Consider the following 23617-nt stretch of genomic DNA (forward strand, 5'->3'; position numbering starts at 1 on the left):
TGTAATTGGGGATGAGGCTTTTTATATTTGCCGAGTATTCAACAAATTTTATTTTTTATTCTCGTTAATTAATTTATATGTTAGTTTTGTATCCTAATTTTTAATATAATTGCATATAAAAACAATATTTTTTGTATACAATTATTAGGGTGCCGTTTTTATTTTGATTTTATCGGGTACGTACCCGAAACGGTAATGAATCTCGGACGATGAGCGTTATTCAGGATCCAAATGAAGAGAATGTACTTACCGAATTGTATGATTAGTGGCAATTGTTTTAATCACGAAATAACGGGCTTCATCCGGATGATATGGCTGGGAAGAAAAAACTTAGGACGTTTGCAATATGTGGCCTCAGCGGTATTTGTATACTTGGCTTATTATTGATGTCCACGTGCGGTTTCGCCTTGAATCCGGGATATGAGAACACCGACTGTGCCAAAGTTAAGCCTCACATCGTTTTTTTGGTCAATCAGGATTCTCTGAACTATGAGGCCCATAAAACCATTCCGGTCTTCGCAAAGGAACTTAGGGATACAAAGAAATATAAAGTTACCGTGATTTTGGGGAATGGTAAGAATACTGCATTTCATTTTCCCGGTCTTGAAGTTATTTCCGGGGCTGATCTATTGGTCATATTCGCGAGACGAGTCGCCCTGTCACATCATCAGATGGCCATTGTTAAGCGTTATTTTAAAGAGGGAAAACCCCTTGTTGCCATACGCACAGCCAATCATGCATTCTCTGTGAGGGAAAAGTTGTCCGAAGGTTTCGAATCCTGGGATGGGTTCGTGCCGGAAATATTAGGTTGTCAAAACCGTGGATATGGCCCGGTGAATATCGGAATAGACGTAGCAGTACAGGGGAGTCCTCATCCTGTATTGAGTAATCTCTATGGATTGAAATTTCACAGTGAGGGCAATTTATATCGGGTGGCACCCTTACTGGATGATCTGGCAACCGTGCTTTTAAAAGGTAATTCAGGAAGTGAAACCGAGCCCGTCGCCTGGTTGCGATTTTCAGGAAAGAGTCGTGTGTTTTACACTTCATTAGGTTATCCGACGGATTTTAAAAGCTCATTTTTCAAAAACCTTCTGGTCAATGGAATTGATTGGGCAATGGAAAAAGAAAAGCTGTAATTAGATATCATACTACCTCATTTGTTAAGCATATTTCATGAAACAATTCAAACTTTATTCGAGGCGTGAGTTTATAAAAAAGAATTCGGTGATCGGGATGGGTGCTGTTCTGGCGACCGGGGCCGTACAACCTCTCATTGCGCTCGGTTCGAATGGTGTGCAAGCGCCGGCCATACTGGGTGGGACAGCGGCCTGGAATGTGACTAAATGGCCTAAATGGCCGATTTGGGACCCTGAAACGGATGAAAAGCTTGTTTTGGAAGTGCTGAGAAGCGGCGTCTGGTCACGATCAAAAATGGTTACACAATTTGAAAAAGAATGGGCAAATGCAGTAGGAGCGAAGCGTTCTCTGGCCGTTGTAAATGGTACCAATGCACTGGTAGTTGCCACTAATCAGCTTGGCATCCATGGAGGAGACGAAGTTCTGGTTCCTCCGTACACTTTTATTTCTACGGTATCTTCAATTCTGTCCAATGGAGCCATGCCCGTTTTTGTTGATATCGATCCGGAAACATTCCAGATGGATCCTGCCAAAATAGAGGCAAAAATCACAAACCGGACAAAGGCCATCATGGTTGTTCATATTCTGGGACTGCCTTCTGATCTTGTTTCGATTATGGAAATTGCCAAAAAACACAATCTCATTGTGATTGAAGATGCCTGTCAGGCGCATCTTGCCGAAGTTAATAACCAAAAAGTGGGCACGTTTGGGCATGCCGGTTGTTTTAGTTTTCAGAATTCCAAAAACCTGCCTATCGGGGAGGGCGGTGCTATTGTGAGCAACGATGAAAAGTTTATGGACCGCTGTTATTCCTATCATAATCTGGGCACGCCGCATGGAACTGCCATAGGCTCAGTTTCTGACGGAAGTATTATGCAAAGCACGAAGGTCAGGATGACGGAATATCAGGCGGCCATCGGTATAGCCCAATTGAAACGACTCGACAGTGAAACAACTACAAGGAACCTGAATGCGGAGTATCTCAAATCTCAGATCAAAGATATTCCGGGTATTTTACCATACAGGGTTTATGAAAGCGTTACCCGGGGTGCTTTTCATTTGTTTGCTTTCCGGTATCATAAAGAGCACTTCAAAGGGCTTTCACGGGATCAATTTCTGAACGCATTAAGCGCTGAAGGTCTTCCGTGTTCAAGTGGCTATACACCGCTGAATACGCAGCCCTTTTTGCATGAAACATTCAAATCAGCGAATTATCAGAAGATGTATCCGAAAAGTGCACTGGATATCAATCAGTACAATGAAAACAACAAGTGTCCTTTAAATGACAAGTTGTGCAACGAGGAAGCGGTTTGGTTTACTCAGAACGTTCTTTTAGGTACCAGAGATGATATGAAGTCCATAGCGAATGCGATTGAAAAAATTGCTAAAAACGCCGAGCAGATTAAAAAGTTAAACCCTTGATCATGCAGAACAAGTCCACAACACATTCCCGTCGTGATTTCTTAGCTGCCACTGGCGCACTGGCTGTGGGTGCCTGGCTGGGTATAACCCAGGATGCAACCGGTGAACCAAAGGCGGAGCCGATTATTGACATCCATCAGCATACCAATTATTCGGGCAGGTTAAATGATGATTTGCTTCTTCATCAACGCAAAATGGGCATTACAACCACGATTCTGCTGCCAGCCGGTACGCCTGCGTTTGGCTCTTCTACCCACAAAGGGGTGTCTAACGGATTGCAGGCAATGTGTACAGGCAATGAGGTATGTTATGAATTTTCCTGCAGGTATCCCGGCGAATTTACTTTCGGTGCCAACGAAGTACCCGACCTGCCCGGAGCAGGGCAGGAAATTGAAAAATATTTAAAACGCGGCGCCAAGGTAATAGGGGAGGTTAAATTTGGCCTTGAGTGCGATTCCGCTCCCATGCAGCAGTTGTACCGGATCGCCCAGGAATATGATGTTCCAATCCTGCTTCACTGGCAGTTTCAGATGTATACCTATGGTTATGACAGATTTTATAAAATGCTGGAAAAATTCCCAAAGGTCAATTTTATAGGACACGCACAATCCTGGTGGGCAAATATTGACAGGAACCATACGGATCAGACAGTTCTGTATCCAACAACAAAGGTTACTCCCGGGGGGCTTACCGATCGTTTGCTCAGTGATTATCCCAATATGTACGGTGATCTTTCGGCAGGTTCGGGATTGTTGTCTTTGACCCGTGACGAAGACCACGCCCGTGCGTTTTTAAAACGTCACCAGCAAAAACTACTTTATGGAAGCGATTGTAACGACTCTGCCGGGTCCGGCGATGCCTGCCAGGGGGCTCAGACCATCGCTGTGATCCGAAAGCTTGCTCCGTCAAGGGAGATTGAGCGAATGATATTTTATGAAAATGCAAAAAAGCTTTTTAAGCTGGGTTAAAAACGTAGACTAAAAATTTTACTTGAAAAGATAATTTTTATGGAACAGGGAATAATGAATGACAGACCAGCTGTGTCTGACAAAAAAGCTCTGCACGGAGTACTTACAGCCAGGACTTTTTTTTCAGGATTTGAACAGGCCCATGATACTTATAATGCTATATCCGTTGCAAGCGACGGGAAGATATATTATGTGCTTTCCTCGGACAGCTATGAGGTCGGTGGCCAAATGTATGTTTTTGATCCGCAGGCAGCCAGTATAAAGTTTCTGGGCGACCTTACTACCATTTGCGGTGAGAAGTATCTGCATGCCATACCCCAGGGTAAAAGCCATGTGCGCTTTTATGAAAGAAAAGGAAAACTGTATTTTTCTACCCATGTAGGTTACTACCAGTTGATCGATGGAATGGACAGATTGCCCGAAACGGCTCCGGAGGGTTACGGCTTATACCCGGGTGGTCATTTTTTGTCCTACGATCTTGGTACAGGGGAATTTGAAGACCTGGCCACCATACCCGGCGGAGAAGGGATGGTTTCGATGACAATGGACGTGGAACGCGCCCAGCTGTACGGCATTTCCTGGCCCGGCGGCAATTTTATTCATTACAATCTTGAAACGGGCATTTTGAAAAACCTTGGCCCGGTTTCGGCAGGTGGAGAAGGTGGCATACCGGGGATCGATTTCAGGTCGCTTTGTCGCTCCTTATTTGTCGATACGCTTACGGGTGGAGTCTGCTTTTCTGTTGCAGAGGGTGATATATTTTGCTATAAGCTTGAAAATGAAACGCTTAAAAAACTGGAAAACGTTGATTTACGCCTTGATTATTTTGGCAAATATGACCCGACCCAGCCCGGGAGTATGAGCTATAACTGGCGGAAGGTTTTCTGGCATCCAACGGAGGAAGTAGCTTATGGTGTACATGGTAATTCTGGTTATCTGTTTCGGTTTGATCCAAGGAATGAGACGATTGAAATCATTGACCGGATTACCTCAGAGGCTTCCAGGAAAAGTGGTATGTTCGATCAGTTCAGCTACGGTTACCTGGGTTTTCAGCTGGGACCTGATCAGAATACAATCTATTACCTTACCGGCGGGCCAGTCTACATCGATGGAAAAAGGATTATAGGTCAGCAGCAAATTGCCAAAGGTGCAGCAAAAGGCTTGGAGAATTTACATTTGGTGACTTATAATATCACTGATCACCTGTATTGCGATCATGGGCCGGTTTTTTATGAAGACGGTTCCAGGCCAACCTATGTAAATTCCATTGCGGTCACTGCCGGGGGAGATATTTATACGTTGGCAAGACAGACACAAATGGGAAGAGAGATCCAGGATCTGGTAAAAATTGAGAATCCGTTCGAGTGATCCTTACCCAACCCTGTCGTTTAACGTTCGCATCCGTATATGTTTAACCGTTAGTCTGTTTTAGGGGTGATCCTTCACTGGTTCATTCCTGTCTTTCGGAGCCGGTCACGGTCCGGAACTTACTCCGGGCTGAGATCGGGGATAACCCCATTGGGTCGTATTTAGATTGTTTTGTAATAGAAAATGAGGTCGAATTTATGGATTTGAAAGAATGAGATCAGTTAGATTATCCAGGCGAAATTTCGTAAAAGGTGCTGCTTTAACGGTTGTCACTACTGCCAATGTATCCTCTTTATGCAATTTCACAACACAGGAGCCGCAAAAAACTGTTAAAGGTAAACAGAAGCCTACGATTTACACGCCGGAGAAAATCAGTAATGCCCGTGAAAATATAGCACGATATGACTGGGCAAAAAGCGAGAAGGACCGCGTTGTCGCGGAGGCAGACCATTATCTTACCCGAGGGCTGCATTACTGGTGGGGCCTGATAACGCCCCAGTCTTTACCCAGAAGTTATGCAGTGAATGAAGTCGGGGGAAGTCCCACAACCGGATTGAAGATCAATGAATTCGGAACGTATCCTTATACTTACAATGCCTTTGCCCATCCCTGGAAAATTACCGATCCCAGTACCGGTTTACAATATCCTTCCAATGATTTTGCCGGTTACTACACCAGCGGGCTCGACGTAAACGGAATTTTTACACCCGCCCTGGCAGACCGTTCCCTGCTAAAAAACACACTTTATCCTGACAAACCAGTCAACTGGGGCGTAGATGATGGTTTTGGATGGGTGGATGAAAATGGTAACCGGTTTACCTTCGTAGCGTATTATGTTCACTGGGCTTTATGGGATCACAAAGGGCTTATTTCCAGGGCTCTGAGTGCTTTCAGGCAAGCTTTTGTGTTTACAGGAAATCCCGTTTATGCCCAAGCCGGCATCGTCATGCTCGTTCGTATTGCGGACGTTTACCCGGATATGGATTCGTTGTGCTACAAATGGGAGGATGGCTTTCGGAATTCGCATGGCGGAACCGGGCAGGGAAAGGTCCTGGGTTGTATTTGGGAAACAGAATACTTACCCGATATGATTCGAGCCTATGATGCTTTTTTTTTATCTTTCAAGGATGAAGCAGTCCTCACTTTTTTACGTAGCCAATCCTTTACAGCAAACCGGAAAATTCCGTTGGATTCAGCTGCTGCCATACAACTTCATATCGAGGAAGGATTTATAAAACAGATTTTTCCTGCGATAAAAAAGGCGCAGATCCACGGAAACACAGGTATGCACCAGATGGTACTTGCGCTGGCAGCGGTTGCTTATGATACATTTCCCGATACAAAAGAGTGGCTTAACTTTAATTTTCAGGCGGGGGAAAGGCTCAGTAGCCCGAACTGGCATGTCACAGGCGGAAATTTACTGGCAGTGCTTGTCAATGACCTGGACAGGGACGGCTTTGGTTATGAGGCTTCTCCGGATTACAATAATCTTTGGTTCGTCCATCTGAAGCTGGTAGCAGATATTTTGCTTGATTACAAGGGATATACGGGGGCGGATCTGTATAAAAATCCAAAGTTCCGTAAAATGTTCTATTCCTTTTTCAATCTGATCCTGTCCGATCACTTCACTGCGCAGATCGGAGATTCCGGCGCGACAGGAAATCGTGGTATTATTGTAGATCCCAAAGATTTCGCCTGTGGATACCAGGTCTACAAAGATCCGCTGCTTGCCAGGCTAGCCTATTATTTCAATGGTAATACCAGCCAGGGTATGCGTGGAGATATTTTTTCACGAAATCCATTAGAGATCAGTGCGGAAATAGACAGGGTGATTCTTAAAGAAGGAGCGTTCAGTTATGAAAGTGTAAATTTATCCGGTTATGGATTCGCGGCGCTCCGGAAGACGTTTCCTGAAAGTGAAGTTCGGGGTGGAATACAAAAAGAACAACATGATCTGTGGCTTTATTTCGGCAGAAGTGGCGGTCATGGGCACAGCGACAAACTTAATATCGGTCTGCATGCTTTTGGTCTTGATCTTGCACCTGATCTTGGTTACCCGGAAAGAACGGGGGAGTGGCCTTCCAGGCTGGAATGGACCCGGAACACGATAAGTCATAATACCGTAGTTGTTGATGAGTGCATGCAAACGGATAGCTGGGAAGGTACACCACTTCATTTTGAGAACCATGATTTCATCAGGCTGATCGACGTAGATGCCAGTAAGGCTTATCCGCAAACATCCGAGTACCGCCGCACCGTTGCCATGGTCAGTGTAGATGATGAACAGGTCTATTATCTTGATCTGTTCCGGATTTCAGGAGGGAATCACCATCATTTTAGCTTTCACGGAGGCGAAAGCTTGTCGGTCAGCACTTCTGGTATCCGGCTGACACCTCAGTCCGGAGGTACTTATGCAGGGGCCGATGTAAGTTATGCGACCCGTAAAGACAGTAAAGGCGGCTGGGATTATAAGGGAAGTGGGTTTCATTATTTGAAAAACGCAGAACGGGATACTGATCCGGCTTGTCCGTTTTCGGTGGACTGGCTGTTGGTCGGGAATAGGGAATCAGTACAACAACAAGAGCCCCATTTAAAGCTGACGATGCTTAATTGTGTCGATGATGTTGCGCTTGCTGATGGTATTCCTCCGGTAAACGGACGTAATCCCGCTAGTCTTCGGTACATGGTAGCACATCGGAAAGGCGTTGACCTTCAAAGTGTCTTTATATCTGTTCTGGAGCCGTATCTAAACCATTCTCAAATTAATTCCTGCGAAAAAGTGTCAGTCAGATGCAATAATCTGCCTGTTGCCGACACGATTGCGGTGGCGGTAAAGGTATGCCTTAAAAATGGCCGGACTGATTATCTGGTACAGTCGACAAATCCTGCCATGAGGCTGTGGGTAGACGGAAAATACGTTTTCCAGGGATTTTTTGGTGCATTGGCAGAACGGAATGGGAAGATTGTTAAGGGTTTTATAAGTGATGGTGGTTTTATCGGTAAGCCGGCCGGCGTCTTTGTAAAGAATGCTGTTCCTGCCGTTACGGGAACAGTAACCGGTTTTACAAAAGAGTTAAGGGGCGATAATTGTCTGATTGTTAGCCTAGATAGAAAAATTTTGTTGCCCGAATCGCTTAAAGGTCGAACCATATACATCAATAACGAGGGCAAGAGAAATGCCACTTATAGGATTGAGGCTGTCAGTAAAACGGGCAGCCGGAAACTTGAACTTGCACTAGGAAATGTAACCTTAATTCAAAGATTTGCAGATGATCACCAAACCAGTTCCTGGTATATTTACGACATAGCCGAGGGTGATAAGTTCAGGATACCTATGTCCAGTTCAAAACTGATCCATCGCTTTTAAAAAAGCACAAAATTATCCCGCCATGATAAAAAAGACAATTCTACTGTTCCCGCTCTTAATTTTGGTATTCAAAATCAGCGCTCAGAGTGTGCGCGTCGGTGTTTTTTATGCAAATGTTACACCGCTCATCGGCAGTCCCGTGGCTTACTCTGCCGTGCGGTCCATTCAGGATTCGTTGAGCGCAAGGGGTATTGTAATTCTTTCGGAAGAAAAACCGGTCGTTATTTGTGCGGTTGACTGGATCGGTATATCTAATGAAGGGCAGGATTTATTTAAAAATGCATTGGCCAAAGCAGCCGGTACAACATCTGACCGGGTTTCTATCCATGCACTTCACCAGCACGACGGGCCGGCCAGTGACTTTACAATTGCCAAAATCCTGGCGGACTACGGGCTGGGAGGGGTTTATTTCGATAATTCATTTTTATACAGAACTATAGATCAGGTAGCAAAGGCTGTAAAATATGCCAAAGAGAATGCCCGGCCCGTGAGCCATGTAGGATTTGGAGAAGCAAAAGTTGAAAAAGTTGCATCCACACGCAGAGTGATGGGGGCGGATGGCAAGGTGGCCTTTGTCCGCTGGAGCAGCGCAACGGATTCTGCATCCATGACCGCTCCTGAGGGATTGATTGATCCGCTGCTGAAATCTGTAAGTTTTTGGAACGGAAATATACCGCTCGTTGTGTTGAGTTTCTACGCGACACACCCGCAAAGCCACTATGGAAAAGGGGATGTGAGCTGTGAATTTGTGGGGATTGCCAGAAATGAAAGGCAAAAAAAAATGCACGGCGTTCCCAATATTTATCTTACTGGCGCAAGTGGAAATGTGGCTGCTGGGAAGTATAACAATGGCGCCGATACTACCCGCTATGTTTTGGCCGGAAGGATAGAAACAGCCATGCAAAATGCCTGGATAGCGACAAAAAAGAAACCGGTCAGGATGAGTGATCTGTCATGGAAAAGTATACAGGTTTCCTTGCCTCTGGGCCAAAATATTGTGGAAAAAGATCTGAGGGCGATATTGTCAGATCCTAAGATGCTGCCACTGGATAAATACGGAGCGGCAGAAAAACTCGCCTGGTTGTTGCGAACACAGCAAGGTTTCAAAGCCAGTGTTTCAGCTTTGCGGATTGGGAATGTGTGGCTCTTGAACCTACCCGGGGAGTGTTTTGTGGAATACCAGCTGGCTGCGCAGAAAATGAAGCCGGGCGGGCATGTCTGCACAGCCGCATACGATGAATATGGTCCGGGTTACATCGGTACAAAGTTATCTTACGCCCAGGGCGGGTATGAAACCAGTGACCTGAATTCTGGTGTGTCCGGTGACGCAGAAGCTGTTTTGATGAATGCGATATCAGAAGTTTTGAAATGAAAATTGTATACAAAATGTAAGATGTAATTTTAAATGCTTTAAAAACTTCTTGCACGACAACTGTAAATCCTGCTTAGGACGCAGTGGTCGTGGGATCGATGCCAGTATTGTCAAGGCTTTGGGTTGTGCTTGCGTAAAGTAAATTCATCATTGAATGTCAATTTTCTATCGCCAAATGATATTCATTCGAAGTAAATGATTGCATATTTCAATTTAACCCCAAGAAAATTTTTGAAATTTAAGTTATATAAAAATGTTATTCTTTTTTTATAAACATTTATAGCATATATTTGTATACATAAAATTTCTAAACCGTATATTTTCCACTTGACAAGTATCGCCTATGAAAAGGAATTAAACAATTGATTGCCTCTATCCGTCTTAATCCGGCAACTTTCCGCTGGTCAATCCCTTTTTTGCCTTTTTTAAATCCGTTCATCTTTTCCTCTTAATTCAGGGAACTTTTTTGTGTGAATTAAAATACAAATGCTTGGTGTCGGTGGAGTGCCGCAGATGCATACATTCTGGTTTGCCAGCATTCCTTTGAGACCTACGTGGGAAGTATTTCCATGTATTCATTTTTTTGACCTCAATACATTACCATTTTGAAAAAACATTATCTAAAAAAATCACTATGAAAAAGCATAGCTGTCTGCAAATCGGTATAGCGCTTCTTTTAATGTTCAGTTTTTTACTTATTGATCCGGACATTGTTCTGGCTCAGAATTTAAGGGAGCTGAAAGGTTCTGTTACAGACGCAAAAACAAAGGAACCCATTCCGGGGGCCAATATCGTCCTGAAAGGAACGACTACGGGCACTTCAACCGATAAGGATGGGAATTTTTCCATCCAGGTGAGTGACGAGAGTATCATCACTGCATCTTTTGTCGGTTATGATGCTTATGAAGTAAGAGTATCAAATCGTTCCTCTTTAAAAATATTGCTGGAGCCCGGCCAGGCCAATCTGGATGAGGTGGTTGTGGTTGGCTATGGTACCCAGAAGAAGGCAAATCTGACTGGAGCCGTATCTTCCGTAGATTCAAAAACGATTCAAAACAGGCCCGTCAACAATTTGGCGAGTGCTTTGCAGGGCGCCGCGGCAGGACTTATCGTAACCCGGAGCTCAGGCCAGCCTGGTAATGAAGACATTCGGATTCAGATCCGCGGGCAGACTTCCGCAAACGGAGGTGTCAATCCACTTCTTATTGTCGATGGTGTTGCGGCGCCAATTGGTACCCTTACTGCCCTGAACCCGAATGACGTTGAGAATGTAACCATTCTTAAAGACGCTGCTGCGGCTGCAATTTATGGAGCGCAGGCAGCCGGAGGGGTGATTTTGGTTACTACAAAAAAAGGTAAATCCGGTAAGACCGTTTTTGAATATTCCACACTTTACGGAATGACCAAGCCAATGAACCTGCCCGAAAGGCTGTCGCTGCTTCAGGAGGCGGAATACGTAAACCTCTCGCAGACCAACGCAGGTTTTGCCAGAGGATACACGGACGTGGATCTGGAAAGAATAAGAAATAATGTTCCGTATGTTGTCAATCCTTCCGATACAAACAGGTATATTTTTTACAACCAGGAAAATCCGATGAAGCAGATCCTACGGAACCATTCCTCAACAAGAAGTCATAATTTCAGTGCTCGTGGCGGTACCGATAAGATTAACTATGCTACTTCTCTGGGTTATTTTGGGCAGCAGGGTATTTTCAAAGTTGGTCCTGATAAACTTGATCGTATCAATGCGCGTATAAACATGGGCGTTCAGCTTACCAAAAGCATTTCTTTCGACACCAGAATAGCCTACACCCATCAGGAAATAAAGTCTTCTTCGCGCTCGGCGGGTGGCGTGGGAAGTGTCGATCTGCTTAATCAGCTTTATCGTTTTCGTCAGCGCTGGCCTTTACTTACACCCGAAGGGCGGCTGAATGGCGCGGGTGTGGGATCCGGCATCGATACGTACGCATACCTGAAAGAGGGCGGATACAATAATACCAACAACAATAATTTTGACGGGGTGTTTACATTAAAGGTGGCCACTCCCATCAAGGGTCTCCAGCTCAGAGGAGTGTATGGGGCGCAGTATCAGCGGAGCGACAATGCTGTCTTTAACCGTACGGTAACCACTTGGTATCGCTACACACCCGGATTGCTGCTCAACAGCCCTAACAGTTATGGTCTGGACAGGGCGCTTACATCGAATAAGAATGTTCAGTTCCTTGCCGACTATGACGTCGTGTTAGGTACAAGACATAAAATTCACGCGCTCGCGGGTTATCAGTGGGAAGACAGCCGCTACTCATCCGTTTATGCGGCGGCCCAGAATCTGATCAGTAACGATCTGCCATCGTTAAACCTGGGTGACAACACCACCAAAACAAATAGTGAAACCATCTACACTTATGCAAACCAATCCTACTTCGGAAGACTGAATTACAGCTTTGCCGATAAGTATTTGTTTGAGGCTACGCTGCGGATGGATGAAAGCTCCCGGCTTTCTCCTGACCTGAGAAGGAAGACATTTCCGGCCGTATCAGCAGGTTGGAACTTACAAAAGGAAGACTGGTTTGCCAATGTGCTGCCTTTGTTTTCTGAATTTAAACTACGTGGATCCTGGGGCCAGCTGGGTAGTGCACTCGGCGGTGCGATTGGCTATTATGACTACATGAATGTATTGTCGAGTGGATCGGGGCTGGTATTGGGTAATCCCGAAACGCGCAGTACATACTTTTATCAAAGCCAGGTTCCCTCCGCTAACTTGACCTGGGAAACAGTTCAGACAACAAACTGGGGGGCGGACTTTGGCTTTCTGAAAAATAAGTTGCAGGTCAGTGCTGACTATTACGTCAAGTACAATAAAAATATGCTGACTCCCCAGATTTTGCCCGCCACTTTTGGTGTCAGCACACCAAGGAAGAATAACGGTGAGCTCAAATCCTGGGGCTGGGAGCTCGAAGCGAAATACAATGACCGGGCGGGCAATTTGATTTATTCGGTTGGTTTCAACGTATCAGACAATAACAATAAGTTGATAAGCTACAATGGCGAAAAGGTAATTTATCCAGGCACAATAGGTACGCTGGAAGGATATGGGCGCAATTCGATTTGGGGTTATAAAACCGATGGATATTTCAAATCCAAAGAGGAGGTCAGGGATTCATGGACTTTCCAGGATACCCGTACCGGTCCTGGTGATGTGAAATATATTGATGTAAACGGTGACGGCAGGATCAACTCTGGAAACGGAACGCCTGAAAATCATGGCGACCTTGTGTACATGGGAACAGATCAGCCACGGTATACTTTTGGGTTTAATGGCAGCATGGAGTACAAAGGATTTGACTTTTCGTTTTTCCTGCAGGGTGTAGGAAAGCGTACGCTATTTCCAACTTATTATGCTGTTGCACCGCAGCCCGACAGCTGGATCATGCCTTTGAAGCTGCACATGGATTACTGGACTCCGGAAAATCCTAACGCTAGATTTCCCCGGCCTTATCTGCGCGATACCCATAACTATCTTCCCTCCGATAAATGGATTTTTAATGGCCGGTATGTCAGGCTGAAGAATATTCAGGTTGGTTATTCTCTTCCGTCAGCGATGCTTTCGAAAATTAAGATTTCCAGGGCCAGAATCTTCTTCAGTGGTCAGGATTTGCTTACGCTCAGCTCTTTGGGTGTTTTTAAACAGCTGTTGAATCCGGAGTACGCAACCGGTGGTGGCCATGATTATCCGATCGCATCGACGGCTTCTCTGGGTTTGAATATTTCATTTTAACCATATTCAGATACATTAAATCGATAAAAATGATGAGATATATTAAGTATTTTGTATTTGCGAGTCTCTTCCTGGCGACAGCCTGTGATGTGGACAGGATTCCGGAAACGCAGCTAAGCGATGAATCTTTCTGGAGGAGCGAAAGTGATCTGAAAGCCGCTGCCAATTATCTTTATATATTTTTACCTTCTCAGCCTTTCACCGACGACAATTGGTCGGATGATGGTTTTGGGAGTGAGAATAATGCCATAAGCAGTGGTTCCAGGCAGGCAACCTCCACCGATTTTGATTATAACTATCCGTATCAGCTGATCCGTGCGGCAAATAATATCATAGAAAAGGCACCTAAGGCAGCCAGCAATGGCGTTGCTGTGTCCACTGTTGACAGCTACATTGGCGAGGCCAGATATTTCCGTGCCTGGGGTTATTACAGGCTCGTTCAGCGATATGGTGATGTACCGCTTATATTGAATACACTGAGTGACAATGACCCTATGCTCACAGCGCCGGCCAGTTCACGTGAGCTCGTATATGATGCCATTTATCAGGACCTGGATTTTGCAATCGCCAAACTTTCTACACCGAGTGTCCTCGGGGACGCGGGCTACGGACGTATTTCAAAAACGGCGGCATTGTCTTTTAAAGCAAGAATTGCATTGTTTGAAGGGACCAGATCGAAATTTCATAATTATGGCGATTATAAGAAGCACCTTAACCTTGCCGTCGCTGCGGCCAAAGCCGTAATCGATAGCAAGGAGCACAGCCTGTTTCCGGACTACTATGAGCTTTTCCGTTACCCGGGTGAGGGACGAAAAAATCCGGAAAATATCATGGTTCACCAATATGGTATCAATCTTACACAATCTGTTGATGCGCATAACGCGCCAAGGCAGATCATCAACGGTGCGATAAATCCAACAAAAGTTCTGGTAGATGCTTACCTGATGAAGGATGGTTTGCCTATTGATCAGTCACCTCTATACAAAAAACCAAAAACTTCACTCGAAGTATTCAACAACCGGGACGCGCGGTTAAGTGCTTCTGTGATGAAAAAGGGTGACCCGTACAGTATTACCGGAAATTATGTAAATCCATCGCTTTACTATCAGCCAACCGGTTATTGCTTCCGGAAATATGTGATTATTGAGGATATGCCAAGCAGTCTTTCTTATATAGATCTGCCCATTATCCGCTACGCAGAGGTACTGCTGACTTACGCGGAGGCAAAATACGAACTGGATGGGAATATTTCCGACGGAGACCTGGATCAGACAATCAATCTGCTGCGGACCAGAGGTAAGGTCGTTCCGTTGACCAATTCATTTGTTAAAACCAACAACCTTAATATGCGTGACGAGATCCGCAGAGAACGGCGTGTCGAGCTGGCCATGGAAGGGTTCAGATATTGGGATTTGATCCGGTGGAAGACGGCCGAAACCGAATTGCCGAAACCTGTATTGGGCACCTATTATTTTAAGGCAGAATTTGACGCAACCGGTGAGGTGATTAATCCTAATCTTACGGCCGATAATTGTTTTATAGCTGAGAGTGCAAGTGTCAGAAGCTTTAATCCCAAAAGAGATTATCTGTGGCCGTTTCCCGTGAATGAGCTGGCATTGAATCCGTCATTGAAACAGAATCCGGAGTGGTGAGGCTTTGGGAATAGGGTATAATGTCAACTTTTAAATTAATCATCCAATGAAGAAGATAAATGTGCTGGCAATCATTGTTTGTCTGATATTGTCCACAGGACTTTACAGTTGTGACAAGCAGGAAGAAAATGTTTCAAAAAGATCTATCAACAGAGCTTCTGATCTGATACTTGGCGGCTGGGACAGCGACTATGGAAGTTGCTATGATGTGGATAAAGCGTATGTTTACGGATCCGGCCAGATGGCAGATCCGGATATATTACCGATGATTGATCTTTTCTTTGATCATGGTCAGCTGTGGAATATCGACGGAGCTGGCCTGAACAGGCTGCCGGATACCGGAATCCGGTTTGCAAAAACCGAGATAACCGCGGATCAGTTTGATATCCTCACTGATGACAAGTCATTTGCCAACCTGGAACCGACTCTGGAGGTTATACCGATTCTGCCTGGCGATGTAGTTTTTTTTAAAAGTAAAAATGGGAAAAAGGGCCTTTTGAAAATCAAGTCGATGAATTCACCAACCGGAGAGGCCTATGTCGATGAGATCATTCAGAATATCTAGCCCTTTCTGCGGATTGTAAATAATAGTCGCAAGGTCCCTGGAACTTTATTCATTAAGGCCTTGTGACAACTTTATTTTTTAAGCTGTTCAAAACTGAAAACTTAGCAAAGTTCTGTTATGTCTGTTTCAAGGCGAGATTTTATTAAAAAAAACACCCTGGCTGGTCTGGCGCTGGCTGCAGCAGGTCATCTCAACCCGCTTTTTGGAGCGGAGGCCGACATTCAGGAAAATGCTGGAAATTCGGTGTATTTTGATGGTTATACCCGTATTGGACCCCGCAAATACAAACATCCGGCAGAACGCTGGAGCCTAGGGCATTTACAGGAGGAGATGAACCACTGTTCAATTTCAGGAGCACTGGTAGCTTCAACATTATCGGTGAATTACGATGCCATGTTTTCAAATCTGGAACTTAGCGGGCAAATCAGGGCCCATGCCAATTTATTCGCGATCTGGAATGTCATGCCGCATCAAACAGGCGAATTCCCAGATCCGGTTGAGCTCGGAAAACAAATGAAACTGCACAATGTCCGCGCGGTTAGTTTATTCCCTCACACCAATGAATGGGACTGGAAGGATCAAGCCAGCCATGAATTGCTCAACTGGCTGTCCAAAAATAAAATCCTGACGATTGTCAATGCAGGTGAGTTTGGCGGCATGTCGCCATTCAACGAATTCCTGACGAAATACCCTTCATTACCGGTCTATTTGATTAACGCCAGCTGGTCGGATCAGCGCTATGTGCTTCCGATGGTCGCCAGTCATCGAAACCTGCATGTGGGTTTCGATAATTTTCAGATCAACGAAGGGATAGAGTATTTTTACAGGAAGGGTTATATAGATCAGGCTATTTTTGGATCCAATAGCCCGACAATGTCTGCAGGTGCGCATCGTGCTTACATGGACTATGCGGACATCCCAGCGGAAGCCAGAGCAAAAGCAACCGGTGGAAACCTGACGCGTTTACTACACGGATTAAAACCACCCGAAACCAAAAATAATCCCAATGATGACATCCTGATGGAGGCTGTAAAAAACGGGAAACCAATTCCTGTGCCGCTCATTGATATGCACATGCACATGCTTAATGAGGGGTTGAACGGAGCCGGCTGGGGTTACAGAATGGAAAATGGTGGCCCTGATAAAGTTTTCAGGCTTTTAAAGCGACTTGGATACGATGGCGGTGGAATTATGAGCTGGAACGGGGTGGTAAGTCACGATGCAGCAGGGGGTAATATATCGGCAAAAAAGTCTTTGGATCTGGCCCCTCCGGGATATTGGGGGCTTGCAAATTTTGACCCGACACATTACTCTCAGGAAGAGTTGAAAATAATGATTCCGAAAATGTATGAAGATAAGAGATTCATTGGCATGAAGCCCTATCATTATTACGGCGTGGAATATCAGGATCCGTCTTATGATATATGGTGGGAATATGGCAACAAGCGAAAATTTTATGGGTTACTTCATAATTCAAGATCCGATCTTTTTGAAGCAGAAAGTCTGGCAAAAAAATATCCCGACGTACGCTGGGTCATTGCCCATGCAGGTGGAAGTTATCAGATGGCTGACATGGCCATTGCAGCCATGAAAAAGTTTCCCAATATATATGCAGAAATTACGCTGACGCCGGTTCATCTGGGTATTATCGAATACCTTGTTGCCGGTGCAGGAGAAGACAGGATCCTTTATGGTTCGGATCTCCCTATGCGCGATCCGCGGCAGCAGCTGGGATGGGTTATTTTTTCCAGATTATCATTACCAGTCAAAAAAAAGATATTGGCCGGGAATGCACTAAAAGTGATTGAACCTTGTCTGGCGGATCTGCCGGCGTATAACCGGCCAAAACTGACGAAAGGGTAGAAAATTCTTTCCATTGAAATTAATTTGGTTAAATGGTGACATTTAGCTGTTGATATAATCGGTGTAACCCCGCCTTTAATCAGAGGGGGGCATCAGAATCTGGGTAAAGGAAACTGGTCATCTTGGGTGTCGGTTTCGGAGTTTTAAGTTAATTTTTCAGGGAGAAATGGATACGAACGATTTAAGCAGGCGTAAATTTATAGGTAAGTTAGGTGCCGGTTCGGCGGCTATGATGGCGGCTTATGCGATACCGTCTTACAGTATTAGTGCAGGCGGAGGAATTGATAAACTGGCTGCCCTTGGAGGCACACCTGTAAGAAAGAATGTGAGCTGGCCGAAATGGCCTTACATAGACGAAAAAATGGTGGAAGGGATCGTAAAAACTACCCGAAGTGGCATATGGAGCCGAATTGACGATCCGGATGGAACAGTAGGCACATTTGAAAAAGAATACGCAAAGCTGTTTGGTGCATCTTATTGTGTTGCGACAGGATCCGGTACGCAGGCACTAAGTACTTGCGTGGAAGCGCTGGGGATCGGGCCGGGTGATGAGGTCATCACTTCTCCCTATACTGATATGGGGACGGTCTCTGCTATTATTACAAGCCGGGCGTTACCTGTGCTGGCCGATCTGGATGCAGATTCCTATCAATTTGACGCCGCTGACGTAGAACAGAAAATTACACCAAATACAAAAGCCATCATTCCGGTATATATCGGTGGTGTGCCTTGTGATATGGACGCTATTATGGCCATTGCAAAAAAGCATCGTCTTAAAGTGATAGAAGATTCCTGCCAGGCACATCTGGCTTCTTACAATGGGAAAAAACTCGGTACTATCGGGGATCTGGGTTGCTTCAGTTTTCAGGCAAGCAAACAAATAGCCTGCGGTGAGGGAGGTGCAATTATCGGAAATGATCAGGCGCTTATGGAGCAATGTTACACCGTGCAAAATCATGGGACTTCACGCGAGGGAAAACATGAAACGATTGGTGCAAAGTACCGGATGAACGAATTTGAAGGATCTGTTTTGATGGGTCAGCTGCCAGGCGTAAAAGAAAGGTTTGCGTTAAGAAATGAAAATGCCAGTTACCTTAATGCCAGATTAAAAGATTTCCCTGGTCTTGTTCCTCAGAAGCGGTATGTGGGAACAGAAAGTGCCGGTTTGTACATTTATGCGCTGACCTATCATAAAGAGCATTTCAATAATGCAGACAGAAGTAAGTTTCTTAAGGCAATCAATGCCGAAGGAATCGGATTTGGAGGTTATATAGAACAAGGTTTACATCGTGAGCCCTGGGTGGATCATATTCTTGGCCTGCGCTCTTACAAAGAAATGTATACCGCCAAAAGGCTTAAAAAATACAAAGAAGATATGCACCTGCCTCAGTGTGATCTGGCTTGTTCAAGAATGGTATCGCTTTGGGCATCGGGAACACTGCTGGGATCGAGACGGGATATAGATCATATTATTGATGCCATTATGAAGGTTTATGATAACAGAGATAAGCTGAATTTGCTCTGATGAAGATCTAATTTTTTTTTGCAAAGCTGATGTAAAGCATTTTACTAAATCTCGTTCCTGCTTTGTTAACGAGTGAATTGATCTGTTAAGATGTTTATTGCTGATAATCAACTGATTAAACCGATTACGTATTGTTAAGCCAATTAAAAGAAAGTTTCTTATTAATGTTTACAAATATTTAGTATTTTTGTAAACATAATTACAAGCTGGTCCTCGCTTTAATATTCTAAATTATAGAGATTACTGTTGTCATGATATTATCAGAGTCAAATTATCTAGCGCTTAATGAGGTAGTGCAAAATATAGTTGTACTATTGCCTCTTGGCGCTATCGAGCAGCACGGGCCGCACCTGGCTGTTGCCACTGACACGGATATCGTTTCGGCCATCGCCTATGCCGCAGAAGGAAAGATGGCCGATCGCATTCTTTTGTGCCCGACAATGCCTTTTGGTTCAAGTCATCATCATTTGGCTTTTGGAGGAACGTTGAGCATTTCGATCACCACTTATACGCAGGTGATTGTAGAACTGGTAGAATCTTTGCTGCAAAACGGCTTCCGCCGTATTGTATTATTAAACGGTCACGGCGGAAATATTACACCTGTAAAGCAGGCTCTGGCAGTACTGAGTAACAAATATGATGATACGGTCGCTCCGAATATTGCTCTGGCGACCTACTGGGAGGTTGCAGGAAAAGTGTTTGCGGGCTTGCCTCCGATGGAAAGTCCTGCGCTCAGCCACGCCTGTGAATACGAAACAAGCCTAATGCTTCACCTGTTTCCTTATAAGGTGTTCAGGAATGAGATAGAGCGTGCTACGCGTCCTGAGAGCAACGGATACATTCCCTGGGAGGATGATGAACCTTATCGGGGCGTGACGATGGTGAAAAAAACACAATTCGTTTCCGGAAATGGCAGTAGCGGAGAGCCTCAGCTTGCAACGGCCGAAAAGGGTCAGTATCTTTTTGAACATGCCGTTGAAAGCGTAGTTAACTTCCTGAACGACTTTAAATCCTGGCCGCTTATGGCGGATCTGAGGGAATAGTGAATTTAAAATCTGATTGGTTTGTGCGTGTATGAAAAACGAAACAATGGAAAAAAAAGAGATCAGTCATCCTGACAAAATAGCAGATACCGGTGCGTATTCGGCTGGGGTGTTGGCGGGTGAGCTGCTGTTTGTAAGCGGGCAGGGGCCACTAGACCTCGTAACGGGCGAAGTGGTACCGGGAAGCATTGAAGAAGAAACCCGCCTGACTTTATTACATATCCAAAAGATAGTGGAGGCAGCTGGTGGAAAGATGGACGACATTGTAAAATGCACGGCGCATCTGAGTGATATCAATGATTTTGATCGCTACAATACGGTTTACAAGTCATTTTTTACAGGTGTGATGCCGGCCAGGACGACCGTTCAGTCGGTATTATCAGATGGAATCAAAGTAGAAATAGATGCCATTGCCATCATTAAAAATATATGAGCGAAAAAATACGAATCGGAACGGTTGGACTGGGACTTATGGGAAGTAGTATTGCTACCTGCATACTGGCTTCTGGTCATCAGGTAACTTCGGTAGTGAGGGATATTTCTGAATCGGCTCCTGCGCTTGAACGTATTTTGTCTTTTCTTACAGAATTGCATCAGGAGGGAATACTCAGTGCAACGGCTGAGGAAATCATTAAAAACATCACTATAACGGATAACATAGCTTTGCTTGCAGGGCACTCTGTGGTGATAGAGTCCATTATTGAGCATGTAGATGAAAAAAAGCGGGTTTACCGGCAACTTGAGGAAGTACTGGCGGCAGATGCAATCATTGGCAGTAATACATCCGCTATTCCGGTTTCTTTATTACAAAGTGATTTGAAGCATCCTGAGCGTTTTTTAGGAATTCACTGGGCTGAACCTGCCCACATTACCAGGTTTATGGAGATCATCTGCGGAAGTAAGTCCGATCTGGTTTATGCAGAAAAAATGATAAAACTGGCAGAAACCTGGGGAAAGGAACCGTCACTTCTGAAAAAGGATATCAGAGGATTTATTACCAACCGTGTGATGTACGCCATGATGCGGGAAGCTTTTTATCTGGTTGAAAACGGCTATGCAACCGTAGAGGACGTTGATCGTTCGCTTCGCAATGACCTGGGTTACTGGATCACGTTTGCGGGACCATTCCGTTTTATGGACTTAACGGGTATTCCTGCGTATTTGACCGTTATGCAGGATTTGTTTCCTGAGCTAAGCAATTCTGCCAAAGCACCTGAGTTGATTGAAAAGCTGGTGGATCAGGGAGCGCGTGGCGTCAGTAATGCCAAAGGATTTTATTCCTACACCGAGGATTCTGCCAAAGCGTGGGAGAAGCGGTTCATCGAATTCAGTTATGATATTAGAAAGCTGGCCGAAAAATATTCTCAGAATATCGGGGAACAACAAAGTGATGTAAAATCATTTTGAATGAGAAAGTATCCTAATATAACTTTTGAAAGACAGAGAATCAGGCTAAATGCTGGCTGCTAATAGCTTCTAAATACATGAAAGACACCAATATAAAATATATCAGAGCAACCGAAGTGATCGTGCCGGCCAAACCTGGAAGCCTTAACTCGGATACGGTACTGGACACAGATAAATCATTTGCCAAAAAATTCATGACGGGTGAAAGCTGGACAGAATTTGCAAATCAGCCTAAATGGATTATTGAAATAAAATTAGCAAACGGGCTGATCGGGCTTGGCGAAACGTACCGGAGCGCCTCCCCGGAACTGATTGGCGCGGCCTGTAAAGAACTGATAGGAAAAGATGTACTTCGTTTGAACTGGCGGAGACTACCGGTAAATGATCAGCGGATATACGAAGCTTTTGAATCGGCTATCCTTGATCTGGTAGGGAAACTGTTGGGGGTTCCTGTTTACCAGATTCTCGGGGGAGCGTATCGCGACCGCGTCGATTGTCTGGGATGGACAGGCCGGCGTACTCCGGAGGAAGCAACTCAGAAAGCTTTTGAAGCCATGGAAAAAGGCCACAAGGCATTCAAATTTAAATGCTCTGATGAAGATAAAGTGAGCCTGTGGACCGAAGAAATAGCAAAGCGATGCGGCGACGGTATCAAAATAATTCTCGATCCGAATCAGAGGTGGACAACTGTTGAAAAAACACTGGAATTGATGGAGGGAGTTGAAAAGGAAATCATGCTGGGCCTGGAAGACCCTATCCTGCATGGTGATATTGCAGGCTTCCGGTTTCTGAAGGAAAAGCTGGGGATTTCGATGTACAGACACATCTCACTTCCTTATACTCAGGACATCCGTGATATGATCGCGTTCATCCGAGCGGATGCCGTGGATGGATACAATTTCAACGGATCGGCATACAATTCGGTACTGCTTGCAGAAATGGCACATATGGAAGGAAAGTCATGCTGGAGAGGTTCCGAGGTGGATTTGGGAATTTCCGAGACCGTGGGATTGCACATTGCAGCAGCAAGCATTAACTGTACGATCCCATCAGATCTTTTCGGAGAGTTGGTACGGGAGGACGATTTGATAGTAGATCCCATAAAATTTGAAAGCGGAGCAGCCCTTGTTCCTGCCGGAAACGGGTTAGGGATCGAGCTGGATTATGAGGCCATTTCGCGCTATAAAACGGGCATGCAACTAGGTCAGCTATGAAAAACACCATCTTGTCCTGGGGATTGCTTATCGCCTGCAACCTGATGTGGGCGCTTCAGTTCACCTGTATAAAGCTCACGCAGGATCAGGCAGGGCCTTATTTTACTGTTTGGGGGCCAATGCTGTTTGCTGCCATTTTTCTCTTTCCGTTTGTGATCAGGGATTTTGGAAAAAGTAAAAAGAGTTTTAAAGATCTGCTGGTTTTTGGTCAGCTTGCGCTGCTTGGCGCATTTCCTGCCCAGGTTCTGATGACCTGGGGAACACAATATTCCCTTGCAAATAACGCAGCCATTATCTCGCTTGCCTTGCCAGTCATTACCGCGGTATTTGCATTTTTGATACTTAAGGAGAAAATGACACTGACCCGGTGGATCAGTTTTGTCATAGCGGTGGTCGGCGTCGTATTATGTTCTGCCAATGATCTCAAACAGATGGACTTTGGTTCGAAATATGCGGTTGGAAATCTATTGATTTTTCTGGCCATTGTCGGCAATGCATATTATAACACCGGTTGTAAAAAAATAGCAGAGAAGTTTACAGAAATGGAGATGGTATTTTACACCTATCTGGTCATGGTAACGTTGCTGACTCCACTTGTGATTTTTTACGAACCGGATGTTTTTGCCCGTATTCCATCCTTCACAACACAAACCTGGACTGGCATTCTGTTATTGACATTCTTTCATAACTTTTTGTCCATGCTGTTGTTTTTCAAAGCTTTAAAGGTGTTGGATGCTACCCAGGTAGCGCTGTCGAATTACCTGATTACCTTCTTCGGATTGCCGATCGCGGCGATATGGCTGGGTGAAAAACTGAGTGTAAACGCCATATTTGGAGGCATCCTTGTTCTTGTCTCTACCCTTATTATCACCGTTGTGGACTATCGGATGAATCAGTCGGCAGCTCTAAAAAGTAATTCATAAAAACGTTAAA

At 44.9% G+C, this 23617-nt stretch carries 16 protein-coding genes; all 16 read left to right on the forward strand.

Going from position 1 to position 23617, the window contains the following annotated elements:
• The first annotated feature begins 386 nt into the window (after window positions 1-386).
• The 16 genes from FDK13_RS09500 to FDK13_RS09575 all read left to right on the forward strand — a co-directional run bounded on the left by FDK13_RS09500 (window position 387) and on the right by FDK13_RS09575 (window position 23607).
• On the forward strand, window positions 387-1139 hold the full coding sequence (locus FDK13_RS09500; protein WP_170982758.1) for a ThuA domain-containing protein: 753 nt from the start codon (window positions 387-389) through the stop codon (window positions 1137-1139).
• Between the two features lie 37 nt (window positions 1140-1176).
• Window positions 1177-2562, forward strand: coding sequence for a DegT/DnrJ/EryC1/StrS family aminotransferase (locus tag FDK13_RS09505; protein ID WP_137339761.1), 1386 nt, complete (start codon window positions 1177-1179; stop codon window positions 2560-2562).
• Window positions 2563-2564: 2 nt separating this feature from the next.
• Window positions 2565-3530, forward strand: a complete 966-nt coding sequence (locus tag FDK13_RS09510; protein WP_137339762.1) for an amidohydrolase family protein — start codon at window positions 2565-2567, stop codon at window positions 3528-3530.
• Between the two features lie 39 nt (window positions 3531-3569).
• A complete protein-coding gene (locus FDK13_RS09515) occupies window positions 3570-4898 on the forward strand; it encodes a hypothetical protein (protein ID WP_374756092.1) in 1329 nt (442 codons plus the stop codon).
• Window positions 4899-5109: 211 nt separating this feature from the next.
• The gene (locus tag FDK13_RS09520) at window positions 5110-8265 is read left to right on the forward strand and encodes a heparinase II/III domain-containing protein (RefSeq protein WP_137339763.1); all 3156 of its coding nucleotides are present in this window, start codon (window positions 5110-5112) and stop codon (window positions 8263-8265) included.
• A 22-nt stretch (window positions 8266-8287) separates the two neighbouring features.
• Window positions 8288-9637 (forward strand): hypothetical protein, encoded by a 1350-nt coding sequence (locus FDK13_RS09525; protein WP_137339764.1) that lies wholly within the window; start codon window positions 8288-8290, stop codon window positions 9635-9637.
• Between the two features lie 634 nt (window positions 9638-10271).
• Complete coding sequence (locus tag FDK13_RS09530; protein ID WP_229215990.1) at window positions 10272-13415, forward strand: SusC/RagA family TonB-linked outer membrane protein; 3144 nt, start codon at window positions 10272-10274, stop codon at window positions 13413-13415.
• A gap of 29 nt (window positions 13416-13444) precedes the next feature.
• A complete protein-coding gene (locus tag FDK13_RS09535; protein ID WP_137339765.1) occupies window positions 13445-15067 on the forward strand; it encodes a RagB/SusD family nutrient uptake outer membrane protein in 1623 nt (540 codons plus the stop codon).
• A gap of 46 nt (window positions 15068-15113) precedes the next feature.
• A complete protein-coding gene (locus tag FDK13_RS09540; RefSeq protein WP_137339766.1) occupies window positions 15114-15632 on the forward strand; it encodes a hypothetical protein in 519 nt (172 codons plus the stop codon).
• A 117-nt stretch (window positions 15633-15749) separates the two neighbouring features.
• On the forward strand, window positions 15750-17495 hold the full coding sequence (locus tag FDK13_RS09545; RefSeq protein WP_137340108.1) for an amidohydrolase family protein: 1746 nt from the start codon (window positions 15750-15752) through the stop codon (window positions 17493-17495).
• Window positions 17496-17661: 166 nt separating this feature from the next.
• The gene (locus FDK13_RS09550) at window positions 17662-19020 is read left to right on the forward strand and encodes a DegT/DnrJ/EryC1/StrS family aminotransferase (RefSeq protein ID WP_137339767.1); all 1359 of its coding nucleotides are present in this window, start codon (window positions 17662-17664) and stop codon (window positions 19018-19020) included.
• 251 nt (window positions 19021-19271) lie between these two features.
• Window positions 19272-20063: a creatininase family protein gene (locus FDK13_RS09555; RefSeq protein ID WP_137339768.1), complete on the forward strand. Its 792-nt coding sequence runs from the start codon at window positions 19272-19274 to the stop codon at window positions 20061-20063.
• A gap of 46 nt (window positions 20064-20109) precedes the next feature.
• Entirely contained in the window at window positions 20110-20496 is a 387-nt protein-coding gene (locus FDK13_RS09560) for a RidA family protein (RefSeq protein ID WP_137340109.1), read from the forward strand.
• Entirely contained in the window at window positions 20493-21470 is a 978-nt protein-coding gene (locus FDK13_RS09565; RefSeq protein WP_137339769.1) for a 3-hydroxyacyl-CoA dehydrogenase family protein, read from the forward strand. The genes FDK13_RS09560 and FDK13_RS09565 overlap by 4 nt, the downstream gene beginning before the upstream one ends.
• Window positions 21471-21547: 77 nt before the next feature.
• Window positions 21548-22684 (forward strand): mandelate racemase/muconate lactonizing enzyme family protein, encoded by a 1137-nt coding sequence (locus FDK13_RS09570; RefSeq protein WP_137339770.1) that lies wholly within the window; start codon window positions 21548-21550, stop codon window positions 22682-22684.
• On the forward strand, window positions 22681-23607 hold the full coding sequence (locus FDK13_RS09575; protein ID WP_137339771.1) for a DMT family transporter: 927 nt from the start codon (window positions 22681-22683) through the stop codon (window positions 23605-23607). Before FDK13_RS09570 ends, FDK13_RS09575 begins: the two co-directional genes overlap by 4 nt.
• Window positions 23608-23617 lie beyond the last annotated feature (10 nt).

This window comes from Dyadobacter frigoris (assembly GCF_005280585.1).
Lineage (GTDB): Bacteria > Bacteroidota > Bacteroidia > Cytophagales > Spirosomataceae > Dyadobacter > Dyadobacter frigoris.

What these genes read in the sequence shown, in the direction of transcription:
- FDK13_RS09500 (WP_170982758.1), top strand. Translation starts at nt 387, where the DNA reads ATGTCCACGTGCGGTTTCGCCTTGAATCCGGGATATGAGAACACCGAC.
- FDK13_RS09505 (WP_137339761.1), top strand. Translation starts at nt 1,177, where the DNA reads ATGAAACAATTCAAACTTTATTCGAGGCGTGAGTTTATAAAAAAGAAT.
- FDK13_RS09510 (WP_137339762.1), top strand. Translation starts at nt 2,565, where the DNA reads ATGCAGAACAAGTCCACAACACATTCCCGTCGTGATTTCTTAGCTGCC.
- FDK13_RS09515 (WP_374756092.1), top strand. Translation starts at nt 3,570, where the DNA reads ATGGAACAGGGAATAATGAATGACAGACCAGCTGTGTCTGACAAAAAA.
- FDK13_RS09520 (WP_137339763.1), top strand. Translation starts at nt 5,110, where the DNA reads ATGAGATCAGTTAGATTATCCAGGCGAAATTTCGTAAAAGGTGCTGCT.
- FDK13_RS09525 (WP_137339764.1), top strand. Translation starts at nt 8,288, where the DNA reads ATGATAAAAAAGACAATTCTACTGTTCCCGCTCTTAATTTTGGTATTC.
- FDK13_RS09530 (WP_229215990.1), top strand. Translation starts at nt 10,272, where the DNA reads ATGAAAAAGCATAGCTGTCTGCAAATCGGTATAGCGCTTCTTTTAATG.
- FDK13_RS09535 (WP_137339765.1), top strand. Translation starts at nt 13,445, where the DNA reads ATGATGAGATATATTAAGTATTTTGTATTTGCGAGTCTCTTCCTGGCG.
- FDK13_RS09540 (WP_137339766.1), top strand. Translation starts at nt 15,114, where the DNA reads ATGAAGAAGATAAATGTGCTGGCAATCATTGTTTGTCTGATATTGTCC.
- FDK13_RS09545 (WP_137340108.1), top strand. Translation starts at nt 15,750, where the DNA reads ATGTCTGTTTCAAGGCGAGATTTTATTAAAAAAAACACCCTGGCTGGT.
- FDK13_RS09550 (WP_137339767.1), top strand. Translation starts at nt 17,662, where the DNA reads ATGGATACGAACGATTTAAGCAGGCGTAAATTTATAGGTAAGTTAGGT.
- FDK13_RS09555 (WP_137339768.1), top strand. Translation starts at nt 19,272, where the DNA reads ATGATATTATCAGAGTCAAATTATCTAGCGCTTAATGAGGTAGTGCAA.
- FDK13_RS09560 (WP_137340109.1), top strand. Translation starts at nt 20,110, where the DNA reads ATGGAAAAAAAAGAGATCAGTCATCCTGACAAAATAGCAGATACCGGT.
- FDK13_RS09565 (WP_137339769.1), top strand. Translation starts at nt 20,493, where the DNA reads ATGAGCGAAAAAATACGAATCGGAACGGTTGGACTGGGACTTATGGGA.
- FDK13_RS09570 (WP_137339770.1), top strand. Translation starts at nt 21,548, where the DNA reads ATGAAAGACACCAATATAAAATATATCAGAGCAACCGAAGTGATCGTG.
- FDK13_RS09575 (WP_137339771.1), top strand. Translation starts at nt 22,681, where the DNA reads ATGAAAAACACCATCTTGTCCTGGGGATTGCTTATCGCCTGCAACCTG.